The organism is Halopseudomonas sp. L-58 (assembly GCF_056859475.1).
In genome coordinates, this window is the sequence record NZ_JBSXON010000049.1 from 24302 (window position 1) to 42503 (window position 18202).

At 59.7% G+C, this 18202-nt stretch carries 5 protein-coding genes and 1 pseudogene; 4 read left to right on the plus strand and 2 right to left on the minus strand.

The genetic code is table 11. The features are described from left to right. Positions 1-40: 40 nt before the first annotated feature. The 3 genes and pseudogenes from AC13EY_RS05930 (at position 41) to AC13EY_RS05940 (ending at position 14530) form a co-directional block, all read left to right on the plus strand. Positions 41-12652 carry a filamentous haemagglutinin family protein gene (locus tag AC13EY_RS05930; RefSeq protein WP_482875944.1) on the plus strand — a complete coding sequence of 4204 codons (12612 nt, stop codon included), beginning with the start codon at positions 41-43 and terminating at the stop codon, positions 12650-12652. Between the two features lie 58 nt (positions 12653-12710). After that, positions 12711-13086 (plus strand): annotated as a pseudogene (locus AC13EY_RS05935) (transposase); the annotation flags it as partial. 436 nt (positions 13087-13522) lie between these two features. Then, positions 13523-14530, plus strand: coding sequence for a DUF4917 family protein (locus AC13EY_RS05940; protein ID WP_482875946.1), 1008 nt, complete (start codon positions 13523-13525; stop codon positions 14528-14530). Positions 14531-14534: 4 nt separating this feature from the next. Here AC13EY_RS05940 and istB read toward each other — a convergent pair whose 3' ends face one another. Both istB and istA read right to left on the minus strand, forming a co-directional pair. Beyond that, positions 14535-15290 (minus strand): IS21-like element helper ATPase IstB, encoded by a 756-nt coding sequence (istB, locus tag AC13EY_RS05945; protein ID WP_065335626.1) that lies wholly within the window; start codon positions 15288-15290, stop codon positions 14535-14537. Positions 15291-15304: 14 nt separating this feature from the next. After that, on the minus strand, positions 15305-16849 hold the full coding sequence (gene istA / locus AC13EY_RS05950; protein ID WP_165771327.1) for an IS21 family transposase: 1545 nt from the start codon (positions 16847-16849) through the stop codon (positions 15305-15307). Positions 16850-17360: 511 nt separating this feature from the next. On the opposite strand from istA, the gene AC13EY_RS05955 reads away from it, so the two are divergent. Next, positions 17361-18197, plus strand: coding sequence for an abortive infection family protein (locus AC13EY_RS05955; RefSeq protein ID WP_022963329.1), 837 nt, complete (start codon positions 17361-17363; stop codon positions 18195-18197). The last annotated feature ends 5 nt before the right edge of the window (positions 18198-18202 follow it).

Below are 18202 nucleotides of genomic sequence, written 5' to 3' on the forward strand. Positions count from 1 at the left end.
GTAGGCCCCACCGCGAATCAGGAAAAGGAACTCAGCACCAATGCGCCTCCGTCACCCCAAGTTCTCTCCCCAGACCAGCACTCGGCTACGTTTGAAGCCCCTGGCCAGCGCCATTGCTCTGTTGATGGTCGCCGGCAGTGCGCAAGCTGCTCCCGCTGCCTTCAGTGCCGGCTGGATGGCAGCCAAGGGTGCCGCACAGCAGCAGGGCGGCACCATGCCCGGGGCCGGTGGTGGTATGCAACTGCCCGGCACCCCTCCGCCACTGGCTCAACAGGCCAAGGTCAACCAGCAACTGCAACACTCGCTGACAAACATGAACAACACCGTCGCCGCCATCGCCGCCCAGCAGGCCGCCCAGGCCGCCGGTCGCTCCGCCGCCCTGGCCCGCCCACAAACCATCCCTGACGGTCTGGGTGAAGGTGGTTTGCAGATCGACGGCAGTATCCCTTTCGAGCAAGCCTGGCACAACGCCAAGGGCCCGGTGCAGACCGAACAGGGCGGCAAGGTACACGTTGGTATCGAGCAGACGGCGGACAAGGCCATTCTTAACTGGGAAACCTTCAACGTCGGCCGTAACACCACTGTCGAGTTCCAGCAGCAGGCTGATTGGGCAGTACTCAACCGCGTCAATGACCCCAACGCCCGCCCCAGCCAGATCCAGGGCCAGATCAAGGCTGATGGCACGGTGATGATCGCCAACGCCAATGGCGTGATCTTTACCGGCAGCAGCCAGGTCAACGTGCGTAACCTGGCCACCGCCGCCGCCAATATCACCGATCAGCAGTTCACCGATAATGGCCTGTACGGCACCAACAACGCGGCCACCTTCACGGCTGCCGGTGGCAACGTGGTGGTAGAGCAGGGCGCTCAGATCACTACTGCCCAACCGGAAAGCTCCACCACCGGTGGCGGTTATGTGCTGCTGTTGGGCAAAGGCGTGGACAATGCCGGCAGCATCACCACCGCCAACGGCCAGACCCTGCTGGCGGGAGGTGATAGTTTTATCATCAGGAAGGGCCAGGGCACTGACGGCAACCAGGCCTCCACCACCCGAGGTAATGAAGTTACTGCCACCGGTACTGGCACAGTCACTAACAGCGGCCTGATCCAGGCTGCTACCGGTGACATCACCCTCACCGGCAACATTGTTACCCAGGCCGGCGTCGTCTTGGCCAGCACCTCGGTCCATAACCGTGGCACTGTGCATCTGAACGCGACTGGTGTCGATGCCAACGTGACGTTGGCCGAAGGTGCGGCTACCGCCATCCTGCTGGAAGACACTGACGCCACCGCCCTCGACGGCCAGCGTGATGGCTTGCAGGCACCGGCAGTCGATAACCTGCCTGACCAGAATATTGTCCCCGGTGATAAATACCGCCGCGACCAGTCGCTGGTCGAGATCAACAGCGCCGGCACCGTGGACTTCCAGGCCGACTCCATTACCCTCGCCACTGGCGGCCAGGTGGCCGTTGAGGCGGCTGGCCGCACCCTGGTACGCGACGGCGCGACTATCGATGTCTCCGGAGCCACCGGCGTCAAGGTGGCCATGGAAAACAACACCGTCAAGGTCAATATTCAGGGCAACGAGCAACGCGACTCCTCGGTGAACCGCGACAGCGGCAACCTCAACAGCACCGATGTGTGGATCGACACCCGCGAGCTGGTATTCGTACCCGCCGGCACCAATGGTTACGAGAGTGACCGCTGGTATACCGCCGGTGGCCTGCTGGAAGTCGGCGGCTACCTCGGCACCGCTGGCCACAGCGTCGGCGAGTGGATGGCTCAGGGTGGCACCGTCAGCTTTACTGGTAATGACCTGGTTACTCAGCAAAACTCACAGATCAACCTGTCCGGTGGCACCCTGGATGTGCAGAGCGGCACCATCAAGCAGACCTGGCTCAAGGGTGCCGATGGCCGCCTCTATGAGCTCTCCAGAGCCCCCGGCGACTTGTTGTATACCGGGGTTTACCAAGGCTATGAAGACCGCAGCGAACGCTGGGGGCAGACCGATTACTACTACAACCCGTTGCTCGCCCCCCGTGAGCGTGCCGAGCTGGGATACACCGTGGGCCGCGATGCCGGTAAGTTGATTATCGGCACTGCCAACGCCGTATTGGAAGGTCAACTGGTGGGTGACACCTATCAGGGCGAGCGCCAGACCGAGGCTGCACAAGCAGGACTGGACGGCTACCACCAGTCACAGAACGCCGTGGCCCGTGGCGCCCAACTGATTGTCGGTACCTACACTCCCTATTACGTGAAAGACAGTGGCACCCTGCAATATGCCTTGGGTGCCAACGCCAATACTGTCAAGAATGTGATCCTCGGCACCGCGCACGAAAGTATCGCCAACGCCCTGGAGCTGGACACTGCCCTGCCCGAAGACCGCCAGGGTACGTTGTATCTGGACAACGACCAGCTCAATGGCTTTGAGTTGGGTGCGCTCAAGGTCGCCGCTACAGAGGGCATTTCTGTTGATAGTGCACTGCAGGTAGCCCCCGCCGGGGATATTACCCTGTACGGTACTGATGTGGCAGTTAATGCTGATCTGACCGCGCATGCTGGCAATATCCATGTAGGTAACGCGTTGACTCAGGTAACTACCAATGGCATGCAGTCTGTTGTACTGAACGGCAATCAATCGGTAGGTAGCGTGCAGGTGGCCGAAGGCGTCACCCTGGATGCGAGTGGCCTGTGGAGCAATCTGTCACTTGATCCGGCCAGCACCAGCAACCTGCCGTATCTGGACGGTGGCAATATTGCAGTACAGGCCACAGGTGATATTACCCTGACGCAGGGCAGCCTGATGGATGTGTCCTCCGGTGCTGCTTTGCATGCCGATGACAATGTGCAGGGCGGGCAGGGTGGTGACCTGCTGCTGGCTTCACTGTCCAGCCTGAATACCAGCGCTCCCACCGGTTCCCTGATGCTGGACGGCGAGCTGCGCGGCCAGGGTGTTGAAGGGGGCGGCAGCCTGAGCTTGCAGGTCAACAAGGTACTGATCAGTGACACCGCCACCCAGAGTCCTGAAGTAGGCACCTTGCTGCTTGACGGGGGCTTCTTCGACAAGGGCTTCAGCAACTATGAGGTGGTTGGTAAACAGGGTGTTGCCGTGGCTGAAGGCACCGAGGTCAACGTCAGCATGCCGGTTCTGCATCTGACGGAGCAGGCCCGGGGCTTGGCCACTGGTGGCAGCTCGACCACCGCACTGCAATCCTGGATGCCACCGTTGCATCTGGATGATCCGGCCAATAACCGCATCACTCAGCGCGCCGGTGCCAGCCTGGCGCTGCAAGCTGGTACGACTCAATCGTCGGCCAGCGATATGGCCGCGGTGGGAGTCTATATCGGCAAGGACGCGGTGCTTAATGTCGACAGCGGCCAATCCATCGATCTGCGCAGTATCGGCCAGTTGACCGTGGACGGTACCCTCAATGCTTGGGCCGGTCGCATCGAGTTGAGCAGTGTAAATGTGCCGGGTACGGTTAGTGAGGCGGTGGAAGGGGCAGGCCATGGCCGTTCCATCTGGATTGGCGAAGATGCTGTGCTGGATGTGGCGGGCCGTGCTATTACTGGGCTGGGCGCAGGGGGGCAGCGTTATGGCCAGGCACACAATGGCGGTAGCATCACAATTGGTGGGGAGTTTGACCATGCCACCGGCGAGGCCACGGCCTCCAACTTGTTTGTGGTGGTGCGCGAAGGTGCGCTGCTGGATGCCTCGGGGGCTAGTGCGGTACTGGATCTGCCGGGTCAGGGCACCACACCAGTGGCCAGCCATGCTGGTAGTATCTCGTTGGCCTCCAGTAGTGGCCTCTATCTGGATGGCACTTTGCAGGCCAATGCCGGTGGAGAAGGCGCCGCTGGCGGCAGCCTGACCGTAGCACTGGATACGCCTTTCTACCGCACCAATAGTGCCGGTGAGCGAGTACGCCAAGTACGTGAATTGGTATTGAACCAGACAAAGGGCGAGAGTGAACTGGCTGCGGGCAGTACTGCCGCTGAGGTAGCAGATGGACTGATCTACGGTCATGCTCGCGTTGGCGTGGACCAGATCGAAGCCGGTGGTTTCGATAGTCTGACTCTGGCCAGTGATGGTTTGCTCAGTTTTGATGGTGATACCTCCCTGTCCATCGGTCAGTCGCTGAATCTCTATGCCCGCGTACTGGCCTTGACCGATAACGCACCGGAAACCAGCAAAGTTGAACTGGCCGCCCCTTATATGCGTCTGGCCGGCTACGGTGGCTCTACTGGTCGGGACTTCTATATTCATCCCACGGTGCAAGGAGGCTCGCTTGGGAATGTTTCCAGCCAGGAGTTGGCCGGTAGTCTCCGGATGAACGCCAGCCAATTGCTGGAAATCCGTGATGTTCTGAGTGTTGGTGTGGGCGGTGTAAGCGAGGGCCTGTCGGCACCGTTGGATCGGCGTGGGTTTGATGAGATTGAGCTTCTCAGCGGCGGTGACATGCGCTTCCTCTTAGAAACGGGGTCCGCTGGCACTCAAATTTACGTTCCAGGTGATCTCACCCTGGCAGCAGCGCAAATATATCCCGGTACGGGTGCCGTTGCGGCGATACATGCTGGCTGGCAAGGGCAAGCCAATAGCTATGACCCCGACCGCCGTCTGGTTATTAGTCGTACCACCGACAATCTGCCAACCATGCCTTATTCGGTATTTGGCAGCTTGACCCTGGGGGCGTCCGTCATTGATCAAGGAGGTGTTCTACGTGCGCCCTTGGGGGCGATAAATATCGGGTACACGGCAGCCAATCAGCTCACCCATGCTATCAATCTGCTGCCTGGTAGCAACACTTCGGTCAGCGCTGGCGGGTTGGTCATGCCCTACGGTGGCACTGTCGATGGTCAGACTTGGCAGTACGATGGCGAGACGGTCGCTCTCTACGCTGCAGGTGGTACTCAGGGCGATAATGTAAACGCTGCTCGGGAGCTTCAGGTGGGTATGACCCTGCTTGGCGAGGCGGTGGATATCCAGCAGGATGCAGTAGTGGATCTGTCCGGCGGTGGCGAGTTGCTTGGCGCATCCTTTATCTCCGGTCGTGGTGGTTCCACCGATGCCCGCTTCCATCCGCTGGTGCAGAACGACGCGAATGGCTTCAGCTTGCCTGGTCTGGCGACCAACCCGGTCTATGCCATCGTACCCGGTGTACAGTCGCTGGGCGCAAGCGGTGGCGAGGCAGGAGCCAGCGACCCTATACTGGGCCAGCAGGTGACTATTGGTGCTGGGGTGCCTGGTCTGGCGGCGGGTACCTATACCTTGATGCCTTCCACTTATGCGCTGCTGCCCGGCGCCTTCCGGGTCGAGGTCAATGGCCTGGCCGGGCAGGGTGCGGTTACCCCGGCCCAAGCCATGCGGAATGGCTCCTGGACTGCTTCGGGTACCCTGTCCGTCGCTGGTGCCGGCATTCGTGACAGCCTGGCCAGTCAGTTGATTCTGACCCCCGCCGATGTGCTGCGCAGCTACTCGCAATATAACGAAATGAGCTATGCCGATTTTGTGCATGCTGATGCGGCGCGCCGGGGCATTCCACGGGGCATGCTGGAGGCCGATGCCAAGACGCTGGAACTGTCGTTGCGGCAGAACGCGGAGGGGGCAAGTTTCAACTTTGATGGAACCGTGTCGGGTGAAGCCGCCGAAGGCGGCTTCGGCAGCACCCTGTCCGTCGTTGTGCCCAATAACAATAGAATCGAGTTGCTGGCTGATGATGGCCAGGCAGCTGAAGGTTATATCTCTCTTTATGCCTCGGACCTGAGCGCCATGGATGTCAATCGCCTTGTGATTGGTGGTCGACCGGTGGTTCTTTATGGCCAAGGGGGGAACTATGTTGACTTCGGCACTGCTATCAACTCTCCGGCTGCTGCAATTGTATTGCGTTCCGGGGCTGAGCTGACTGCTCCCGAAGTAATGTTGGTCAGCCAGCAAAGCCACTCCAATCCAAGCGCTATCGAGATCGAGCAGGGGGCCTCCATTAACACCTTAGACCAGGGCGCTGCGGCCTACGACTCGGACGACGGTTTTATCTACCAGGCTGGTAACAAGAGCGTGCTGGCCGTTTCCAACGGTCGCCTGCAATGGTTAGCACCGGAAAGAGACCAGTACGTAGGCCCCGGCTCTATCTTAGTCGGCACCTGTACGGTGGGCGGTTGCACAGGTGAAACCCAACTGTACTCCGAGGGTAGTATTGCCTTTGCCACCGACAACACCTTCGAGCTGGATGATGCCGTGCGTTATGGCACCCGCCACCTGACTCTGGCGGTGGGCAGCTTCAATATCGGCAGTGCCGAGGCGCTGGCCGCTGCCAGCACCCGTGATGCGCTGACGCCCGGCCTGACCCTTAACCAGCAACTGATCGAGCGCCTGTTGCAGGGCGATACCAGCACCGGTGCCCCGGCGCTGGAAACCCTGGAACTGGTGGCCGGCGATGCGCTGAACTTCTTTGATTCGGTCACTCTTTCCACCCTGGACGACCAAGGCCAGTCGCTGCTGGATAACCTGCTGCTGACCACCCCGGCAATTTATGGCTACGGCGACGCCAGCGACGTGGCGCTGATCCAGACCAGCAATCTGATTTGGAACGGTTCCGCCGAGCGCCCCGGTGCGGTGGCTGCCAATGGTGCCGGTACTGGCAGCGGCAGCCTGACCATTGATGCCGAGCGCATCGAGTTCGGCTATGGCCCCTTTAGCCAGCCCAGTGGTGTGGATGACCTGGGTCGGTTGGCGCTGGGCTTTGCCAACGTCAACCTGAATGCCAGCGAGCGCATAACTGCCAATAACAAGGGCAGCTTGGCGGTGTACCAGAGCCAGGGGGCCTATGTGCCGGGTGAAGGTGTCAGCTATAGCGGTGGCAATCTGAATATTCTTACCCCGTTGCTGACTGGCACTGCTGGCTCGGTCAATCATATTACTGCCGGTGGTGCCGTCACCGTGACCGCACCCGAGGGCGCAACCGTTGCGGCCGTTGATAGCGAGGCTCTGGGCGCCAAGCTGGCCATTACGGGCCATAGCCTGTTGCTGGATACCGCCGTGGTACTGCCCAGCGGCAAGCTGGTATTGACTGCCGAGAATGATCTGACCCTCGCCGCTGGCGCACAGATCGATATGGCCGGGCGCAGTATTGAATTCCATGATGACGAAGATGCCACCCAATACAGCTGGGGTGGCGATGTAACCCTGCAGAGCCACACCGGTGATATTCACCAGGCGGCGGGCTCCAGCATTGACCTCTCTGCCGAGTACAACCAGGGTGGCCGCTTGTCGGCCATTGCCCTGAATGACAACGCCGGTCTGGTTGACTTGCAGGGGCAGATTCTTGGTAGCGCCAGCGGTTACTACGAAGCTGGCGGTACCTGGGTACCCTATGCAGCGGGCGGCGTGGATATCCGTGCCCAGCAGTTGGGCGGCAGTGGCAGCCTGAGCGATCAGTTTGCCGCACTCAACCAGCGCCTGAATGACGGCGAGGTGCTGGGCATGCGCCACTTCCAGCTCAAACAGGGCGACCTGGCCATTGGTGATGAACTTAAAGCCAGTGATGTCAGTGTCTCGGTGGACGGCGGCCACCTGACCGTGGCCGGCACCATTGATGCCAGTGGCGAACGGGTCGGCAGTATCCGCCTGGCCGGTAAGCAGGGACTGACCCTCGCCGGCAATGCGCTGCTGGATGCCCACGGCGAGATGCTGCGCCTGGACAGCTACGGCAAAATTATAGATTCCCCCAACCGGGCTGTGGTTGAACTGAGTTCCGGCGATGGCCAATTGCTGCTGGCCGATGGTGCCCGTATTGACCTGCGCCACGGCACCGCTGATGCGCGGGTGCAGACCAACCCGAGCCTGCATGACAACCGTGATCGTGGCACGCTGGAGCTGAATGCACCGCGCCTGGGTGGCGCTACCGCAGGTGATATTGATATCGACGCCAGTGGCAGTCTGAACATTCAAGGTGCCCGCTCGATTGCGGTGAATGCCGTGCAGCGCTATGACGATGCCGCCTACGGCAGCGACGAGGCCGCGAGTGGCCGGCCCTACCAGATCATCGACCAGGCTTATCTGGACGCCAAGCATGCGGACAGCGAGGCCTTTATCAATGCTGCGCTGAGCAATGACCAACTGCTGAGCAATAAGCTGGCAGGGCTGAATAACACCACCTACGCCGATGCCTTCCGCCTGCGCCCCGGCGTTGAAATCGTCAGCGCCACGGCCGATGGCGATATGATCGTCAGTGGTGATCTGGACCTGTCCGGTCATCGCTACGCCAGCCTCAACCCGCATACCCCGCACACCAGTGTGATTGGCTCCGGTGAGGTGGGTAACCTGGTGATTCGCGCCGGTGGCGACCTGGATATCTACGGCAGCATCAACGATGGCTTTGCCCCGCCGCCGGAGACCCCGGACGATAATGGCTGGGTGCTGACCCCAGGCTATATCGCCTATGGCGGTGATGTGGTGGTACCTGGCCCCGGCGTGACCCTGGCCGCCGGCACCGAGTTTGCTGCGGGCAAGACCCTGAACTATGACCTGCCGATTGGCGCTACCCAGTTTGCTGCGGGCACCCAGCTGCCGGTGGACGGTGTGCTGGATGCTCCTCTGACCCTGCCGGCCGATACCGTGCTGCATGCGCCGATCTTTGATGCCGCCGGCGAGCTGCTGTATGCCGCCGGTACTATTCTGGACAGCGCCGTTACCCTACCGGCCAATACCCGGCTGGGCGCTGGTACCCTGTTGACCGGCAATACCCGCCTGCAAACCATGCTCTGGCCCAAAGGGGCAGCACTACCGAGCACCCTGATTCTTGCCAGCAACCTTGCGTTGCCACGCGGCGCTCTGATTCCCTCGGAAACCCTGGTCATGCTGCCGGAGGGTGCCATCTCCATGCCCCTGCGCCCGGCCAATGGCGACCGTCAAGGGAAAAACTGGGCGGTGGCGGCCATGCTGCCGGAAGGCTCGCAATCCTGGTCCATGCGGGCAGTGGCGGGGGCGGATACCGAGGCGGCGGATAGTCGTTTGACACGCAAAGAAGCGGCGGGATCGATGATCCTGGCAGATACGCATTACTCCCATCTCAGGGAGACTGGCGGCGGAGGAGTCTGGTATTGGGCAACAGGTAACTGGTATATGCCCGCTGGTACGCCAGTTGAAGACTGGGCTCTGGACCCTGGCTATAACATTTGTGAGCAAGAACCAGGCCAATGTGTGCAAGTATCCTGGTTGTGGGCAGAAGGCAACTGGTATATGCCCCCCAACACACCGGTAGATGATTGGGCTCTGGACCCTGGCTATAACATTTGTGAGCAGGAGCCTGGCCAGTGCATCAATATTGGTGGCAGTGGTGAGGTGATTGCCCTTCATCCTGTAACCCAAGCTTTCAGCGTACTGCGTACCGGCACAGGTGATCTTGATCTGATTGCTGGTGGTGATCTGAATATGCAGTCGTTATATGGAGTTTATACGGCGGGCACGTCCACTGCCGCACTGGCGGATGGTCAGGCTGCGGACTTCAACCAGCCGCGGGCTAAGGCCAGCGATGGCTCTTACCTGGGAACCAGTGGGGGCAGTGATGAAGATATCAATGCTGGTTACGAGAAGCTGGTCGAGGGTGGAGTAAACAGCACCTATGCCGCCTGGTATCCGGCTGGTGGTGGCAACCTGCTGTTGCGCACTGGCGGTGATTTGACCGGCGATATATTGGCCGACCATCGGTTGTCGGGCGCAGACCGGCACCTGCGTGGCCAATCGACCAGCGCCAATTTGAGCAACTGGTTGTGGCGTCAGGGCACCGGCGATACTCACAGGGTAGAGCCTCTTTCGACCAGTTGGTGGGTCAACTTTGGTACCTATATTCCGGGCGGCGCCAAAGTCAATGGATCGCACTCGATGGGTGGTGTGCAGTCTGTACCTGAGCTGGTCGGTTTTACCGGGTTCGGTACCCTCGGTGGGGGCAACCTGAGTGTGGAAGTTGCCGGGGATGCTGGCTTGTTGGTCAAGCGCGGTGGGGCTACTGCCCTCGATCCCAATGCGGCACCGCGCAGCCAAGGGCTGGTGTTGGCGGTGGGCAGCACTGGCCGAGTTACGGCTGATGGGGAGCTGTTGCTGACCGGTGGTGGCGATATGGACGTGAGGATTGGTGGTGACCTTAACCCCGGCCTGGCAGCACGTGCGGATGTTTTTAATCTGGACCTGAACGGTGTGTTGGCGAACCTGCGTGGCAATCTGCAGATGCAAACCGGCAACCTGGGCGGTATTGCTTTGACCTATGGCAGCACGGGTGTCTACAACGATGCGAAGGAAACCCGCGCCTATGATCCGTTCAGAACCACTCTGGGCAGTGCCAGTGGCGGTCCAGTATTGTTGCTCGGTGATGCGGTGGCCAATCTGCAGACTCGTGGCGATCTGGTCATGTCTGGCACAGGTGACCCAGGGCGCGTCGCTACTCCAGCCAGCTCGGCTTTTACCCTGTCCAATGGCACTTCATACACCTCTGGAGGTTACAGCTGGTTCTCGCTGTGGACGGACAATACGGCCATCAACCTGCTGTCCGCCGGTGGTAACCTGACCCCGAGTACCCAGCTCGGGGATATTGGCACCACATCCGCCCGTACACCCAATGCTGAGCATAACTATTCCACTACCGATGGGCGCTTTGTCTATCCTTCGCAGTTGGGTGCGGTTGCCGCTAATGGCAGTGTCTATATGGGCACCTCCGCGATATTCGGCGATGGTAGCTATAACGATACTTTCTCGCTGTTGCTGGCGCCGTCCGCTAACGGCAGCCTGCAGATACTGGCGGGCGACTCCATCTATGCTGGTGGCTATGCAGTGAACCAATCCGGGGCCAGCCTCGCGGCTATCCCCACGCCGTTCAATCCCGGTTTTACCGGCATGAATGCGAATGAGCAGATTATCGTCAGTAATCACCATGCTGAAAGTCTGCGCCCCACCTTCACCATGTTCCCGCTGTTTGCCTTCGGTTCCAATACCACTGTCGGCACCGAGTGGGGCAGTTCCACACCGGCGCGTTTCTATGCCGGTCAGGATATCGTCGGCCTGCGTACCGGGGAGATATTGCAGTTCACCGGCGGCACACGCTTGGGTCAGACCTGGTACGAGTCGGCTGGCCCGGTGTGGATGATGGCTGGGCAGGATATTGTCAGTTCGGGTACTGCACTGGGGCAGCCAACCGCGATACATTCGGTTATCGGCACCGGTAACAGCACCGGCAACCTGTTCGTCCACAACGATCCCAACGATGTCTCCATCGTTTCCGCTGGCCGCGACATTCTCTACAGCAGCTTCAATGTGGCAGGCCCCGGCACCCTGGAAATCACTGCCGGGCGCAATATCCTGATGGAAGACCGCGCGGCGGTCACCAGTCTGGGGCCGTTGGTGCCGGGTGATTCGCGTTCCGGTGCGGGCATTGTCATGCAGGCCGGTTATGGTGCTCAGGGTGCGGATTATCTGGGCTTTGCCAAGCGCTACCTTGATCCGGCCAATCTGGCCGATCCGGAGCTGGCGCTGGCCGAGCAGGAAGGCAAGGTGGCCCGGACCTATGAGGCGGAGCTGGCCGAGTGGCTGGGCGAGCGTTACGGTTTTGAGGGCGATGCTGAGCAAGCGCTGGCGGTGTACGCCGGTTTGTCGGCCGAGCAGCAGCGCATCTTTGCTCGCGATGTCTACTTTGCTGAACTGCGCGCTGCTGGTCGTGAGTACAACGAGGTGGATGGTCTGCGCCAGGGCAGTTACCTGCGCGGCCGTAACGCTATCGCGGCGCTGTTCCCGACCCATGATGTGGCCGGTAACGAGATTGCCTACGGCGGCGATATTCTGATGTACGGCGGGGCAGGGGTGCATACCAACGTTGGCGGTGATATCCAGATGCTGACGCCGGGTGGGCAGCAGGTGTTCGGTGTCGAGGGTGAGGCACCTCCGGGTACGGCGGGTGTGATTACCCGTGGCCAGGGCGATATTCAACTCTATTCGCTGGACAACATTCTGCTCGGCCAGAGCCGGATCATGACCACCTTTGGTGGCGATATCCTGGCCTGGTCGGCGGAGGGCGATATCAACGCCGGTCGGGGTTCCAAGACCACCGTGATCTATACCCCGCCGCGCCGTGAATACGATAACTGGGGCAACGTCAGCCTGGCACCGGTGGTGCCCAGCAGTGGCGCCGGTATCGCGACCCTCAACCCGATTGCCGAGGTGCCGCCAGGCGATATCGACCTGCTGGCGCCGCTGGGTACCATCGATGCCGGTGAGGCAGGGATTCGGGTATCGGGCAACGTGAATATCGCTGCGTTGCAAGTAATCAACGCAGCCAATATTCAGGTGCAGGGCGAGTCCAGCGGTATTCCGGTGGTGGCTTCGGTCAATACCGGTGCGCTGACAGCTGCCAGTGCCGCTGCTTCCAGCGCGGTGCAGGCGGTGGACGATGTGGTACGGCAGAGCACCACCCAGCGCAGAGCATCTGTATTCAGCGCCCGGGTACTCAGCTTCGGTGAGGAGCGTATGGAGCGGGGCAATGACGAAGCGAGCCTGAGTCCTGCACAGCAACCTGACGAACTGGTGCGGGTGTTGGGGGCCGGTGAGCTGGATGAACAGGCTCTTAATATGCTTACCGCAGAAGAGCGCGCCAGATTGCTTATGTAACCGTGATTGCACAGGAGGGTGAAGCATGTGTCGCAAGGGGCGTTGTGATAGCGTGGGAATGCAGGAACTGGGGCAGAACCTGGCTAAGGTGATTGAGGCGGCACAGAAGCGACCGGTTGCTGTATGCCGCTACGGTCGGCCCTGGGCTTATATCGTCTCCCAGGATGAATGGCTGCTCGCACTGAAGGATATATGCAGCTATCTGCAACCCAACCACATCCTGGTGCAGACCAGGCCGGAAGTGGATGCCATCCTCTCGGATCAGGCCGAGATGCTTGCAACGCTGGCCACGGAACGGGGACTGAAGCTCCCCACCGATCGCCTGATACGCGCGCTCCTGCTGCAACTGCTGTATTCGATTCCTAATGAATTTCAGTTGCATGAACAGCTGAACTACAACCTGTTGTTTCGTTGGTTTACAGGGCTCTCTCTACAAGACCCGATTTGCTCTCTTGAGCTTTTTCGGCGGGAAGTGTCGGCTCTGCTTGCCTGTCGGGAAGCCCCTTTGTTGATCAAGCGAATCATCAGTGAGGCCTTCTCTGACCAACTGCTTCAGGTGCCGGCATTCGCCATGAACTACTCCATGTTGCATCGCTGGTTGGATGGAGATATCGGCCACCTCCTCGAACAACCTGATCTGAATCCAGATGCTGTCGGACAGTAAAGGGATCGTTATGAAATGGTATGCATGGCGCTGCTGGCGCCTGGCCAATGCCCCCAGGAAGGCGGGCTACGCAGAGATTACCGACCGGTCTGGGCGCTGGATACGGGTGTTTGCAGGTTTTTTCGTGTTGGTTGAACGGAGGCGTGTGGGGGGAGAAGTGGTGCGGTGAAGGGAGCAATACAGTCATGCTACAAGGAGTGCAGGTTATGCCGTTTCTAATTTTACCTTGGGGGGATATTGCACCCCAATATCATCAAGGTACGATTCTGCTGGGCAATGGTGCGAGTATGGCTGTTTCATCCAGCCTCGATTACGGCTCTCTGTTGCAACACGCTAATAGAGCAGGCTTGCTGGCGGATGACGCGAATCAGCTGTTCGATTTCTTCCATACCTGTGATTTCGAGCTGATTCTCAGGCTGGTCTGGCAGGCATCCAACATCAACAGATCTCTTCAGGTGGCAGATACGCGTACCTATGACGCATACGTGAATGTGCGTGAGTGTCTGATTCAGGCTGTACGCGATGTTCACCCTGAATATGATGAAATTCGCGATCAGCTGCCTGGCATGTATCAGTTCCTCAAGGGGTTCGATACGGTTTTATCGTTGAACTACGACCTGTTGGTCTACTGGACGATGACCTATGGGCTTGATGTTCGAGACGAGCATCTTTTCAAAGATTGTTTCCTCAGGAATGCCTCCTTTGACGATAACTGGTGGCGCTTCCGGGAAACCTACCGCGAGCGGACCAACACGCTTGTTTTCTACCCTCATGGCAGCCTGGCCCTGTGTCGAAATGCAGTGGAGCAGGAACTCAAGATTCACAGTGAGGGCGAGGCGCTGTTGGATGCCATTCTGGCGGAATGGCGCAGGGAACGAGTGGTACCGCTGTTCGTCAGCGAGGGGACGATGCCGCAGAAGGTAGCGTCCATTCAGAACAGCTACTATCTGTCGACTGTTTACCGTGAAGTGCTTGCATCACAGCGAACCACATTGACGATATTCGGCTGGGGCATGGGTGAGCATGACACGCATCTACTGAAGCGGATGTGTAATAGCGGGATTCGTCGAGTAGCTGTGTCTGTTTATCGTAATGATCAGGCCTACTGCCACCATGCCCTGCAGATGCGTATTCCGGCGAACGTGACCGGTCATTCCGGGGATCGTGACCGATTTGCGCACGGCCTTCACGCTGGAACGGGTTTTGTACTCTGAGCGGTCACGATGGGTCAACCAGCACCGTGTTTTGAGCGTTGGCCTTTCTCAGTGATTCCCCCTTCAGATTGAGTCGATGGGCTCCGTGCAGCAGTCGGTCCAAGATGGCGTCGGCGAGCGTGGCGGAGCCGATGTAGTCGTGCCAGTGTTCGGTGGGTAGCTGGCTAGCAATGAGGGTTGAGCCTCGTCCGTGGCGATCCTCAATCACTTCCATCAGATCCTGTCGTTGCTGGGCATTGATCTTCTGCATACCCCAGTCATCAAGGATCAGCAGGTCGGTTTTCAACAACTGCGTCATCAGGCGAGCGTAGCTGCCATCACCGTGGGCGATCCTTACTTGCTCGAACAGCCGCGGCACCCGCAGGTAACGGACGGACAGCCCTTGGCGACAGGCTTGATTGCCGAGGGCGCAGGCCAGCCAGGTCTTGCCGCAGCCGGTGGGGCCGGTGATGCACAGGTTCAGCGATTGCCTGATCCAGTCACAGCTAGCCAGGCCCGCCATGCGCGAGCGCTCCAGACCGCGCGGGTGCCGGTAGTCGATGTCTTCGATGCAGGCTGGCACGCGCAAGCGGGCAGCCTTGAGCAGGCGGTCCAGCCGACGGTTTTCCCGGTGCAGCACTTCCCGGTCCACCAGCAGAGCCAAGCGCTCCTCGAACGCCAGATCGTGGGTCTCGGGCTGAGCCCGCTGTTGTTCCAGGGCGTCACACATGCCCGTCAGCTTGAGTTGGCGCAGCGTGTTGAGTGTGGTTTGGGTCAGCATAGATCTCTCCGGTATCAGTGGTAGTAATGCGGGCCGCGAACGTTGGTATGCGCAGGCAGGTCGGTCAGATCACGCTCTTCCTCAGCCAGTGGCAGGGGGAGCTGATCAAGTCCTTGTTTCAGGATTGAGGTGATGCTCTGGTAGCTGGCCGAGTTGATCGACAGCGCCCGAGCGCAGGCCTGCTCAAGGCGTTCACGGCTGTAACGCCGACTGAGGTTCAGCAACCCCAGACAGGCGCGATAGCCATGCTCAGGATGGGGGCGATCCTTGAGCTGGCCCTGCACCACCTGCAGGGATGCGGGACCGATGTCTTTGGCCCAATTGAGGAAGCGCTCCGGAGACCAGTCCTTGTGGGCCTGGTGCGCTTTGGGCATATGCTCGGTCAGAGTGACGAAGCGGCTCTTCCCGTGACGGGGATGCAAGGCAACACGCTGGCCCTTGTGCATAACCTCCAGGGCGGTATCCGTTAACCGCACGTCCAGAACCAACCCCACCAAGGCATGGGGTACGCTGTACAGTCGCTTGTCTATCTCAATGTGATAATCAATGCCCGGTCGAGCCTTGCGCCACTCGGCGTAGGTATAGGGCGTTGCTGGGAGCGGTCGCAGGGCTGGACGGTCAAGCGCGTCGTACAGGCTTTGACGGCTCTCGACCCGGCCTTGGAACGGGCGCTGGTTCAGTGCTGGTAGCAGCGCGGCAATGGCGGTATTCAGTTCGGCTAGGGAGAAGAATGTCTGATGCCGTAAGCGGGCCAGGATCCAGCGCTCGACCAACAGCACCGACGTCTCGGCCTTCGCCTTGTCCTTGGGCTTGTAGGGCCGCGCAGGCAACACCGCTGTCTGGTAATGGCAGGCCAGCTCAGCGTAGGTCTCGTTGATCGTCGGGCTGTAGCGGTCCGCCTTGGTCACTGCTGCCTTGAGGTTGTCCGGAACCAGCAGTTCCGGTACCCCGCCGAAGAAGTTGAGCATCCTCTGGTGGGAGGCGACCCAGTCTGGAAGGCTCTGGCTCCAAGTGGCCTCGGCGAAGGTGTAACTGGAGGCGCCCAACACTGCCACAAAGACTTGTGCCTTGCGCACTTCACCGGTAGAGCGATCCACCACAGGCACGGTCGGGCCGCAGTAGTCGATAAAGATCTTCTCACCGGCACGGTGGACCTGACGCATGCTACGGCGCTGCCGGCCACGCCAGAGCCGGTAGTGATGGCAGTACTGGCTGTAGCGGTAGGCCTTGTCTCCGTGGCGCTCCACGTACTCGGCCCAGAGTAGTTGCAGGGTCACGCCTTTGGTCTTGAGCTCCTGGTGGACCTGGAAGCAATCAGGCTCGGCAAAGCGTGACGGGGGCGTCTTGGCCGGGAACAACAACGCGTGCAGCCGGGCCTCGTCTAGGTTCTTCGGTAGTGGCCAAGTAACACCCTGGACTTGGGCCAGGCTGACGTATTTGCCGACCACGCCCTTGGAGAGGCCGCAGGCACGGGCAATGCGCTCGTGACTCAGACCGGCTTCGTACTTGAGGCGTAATATCTCGATGATCTGTCGCATGGAAATCCTCGCAGCCGGCATCCGCTCTTCCTCGAAAAAAAGAAAGGGGTATGCTGGATAAAGTTCAAGAATTCCAGTGCGTTGGCTGTGATTCCGGGGGAACGTGACCGATGATTCCGGCATCGTGACCGACGATTCCGGGCAAGCACCCAAAATCGGTCACGATGAAACGGAATAAGCGGTCACGATAGCCCAGAACAGGCGGTCACGTTCAAACGGAATGGGCGGTCACGATGGGCCGGAATATGCAGCAGACCCTTCAGCAGGAGTTAGGGGATATCCAGGTGGATTTCTTTGATGCGGAAAGCGAGGGGTGTTGGGTGAATGCTGTGCCGGTTGTGGTTTAAATATGGGTGTCACCCCAGCAGTAGTTTCAACTAGGCGGGTGAGCAGGCAACGGTCGTGTTGTGTGCCGACGGCGCAAGCAAGGCACGCATTTTCTTATTATCTATTTGAGTTGTCGGTGTCTTTAGACCAGTATCGGGTGAACCACATCGCATACGAGCGCTTGATTCCCTGATTGAAAGATAATATGCCGCACATTCTTGTTACAGACATGGTCGTACACGCATTTGCCCAGTTGGTAGACGACTCGGGTAATAACGGAATCTATCGAGAGCCATCACATTCGGACATCGAATTTCAGATCAATGCGTCTGGACTGAGGACCTTTGATCCCAAGCAACAGGGGCAGGTAATCGGGAAGTCCAAGCGGGTCAGAGCTGTGCTGTACGAGGCAATGACGGCCAACCCCACCGCCGCATCGCAGTTTGCGATGGGGCTCTTGGGGAAGATTCGTGCGTGCGGCGGCTTCCGTACGGCGGCGCCAAACTTCGTTGGCACCGAGGCGATTGTGAACGCCAAGTCTGCCTGCGACAGCGTCGGCTTTCTCCTTGCAGACGACGGGACACTTATCCCGAAAGTGCTTACAGCGCTTCGTGGTCCAGAGTTGACCGATGCATTGTTGGCCTACGCGCAGCGCGCCCAGCAAGGGGCCGAGGATGCAGCTCTTGTGGCTGGAACCGGCAAGGATCTGCTTGAGGCCACTGCTGCCCATGTGCTTATGACAATAAGAGGAGACTATCCCGCAGGTGCCAACTTTCAGGCTTTATTGGGCATGGCTTTCATTGCGCTGGATCTTGCGGTGCCTGAGATACCCGAAGTTAAGGGCGAGTCGCCTGTCCGCGCGATGGAGCGGGGGTTGTTCGCTACTGCGCTCGGTGTGAACCGCGTTCGGAACAAGCAGGGGACTGGTCACGGGCGGCCATGGCTTCCTACGCTGACAAATGCTGAGGCCAAGGCAGCAATTGAGTCTATTGGCACCGTCGCCAGCTACTTGCTAGCAAAGTTGGCGACCCATGAAAGGTAGTCTTG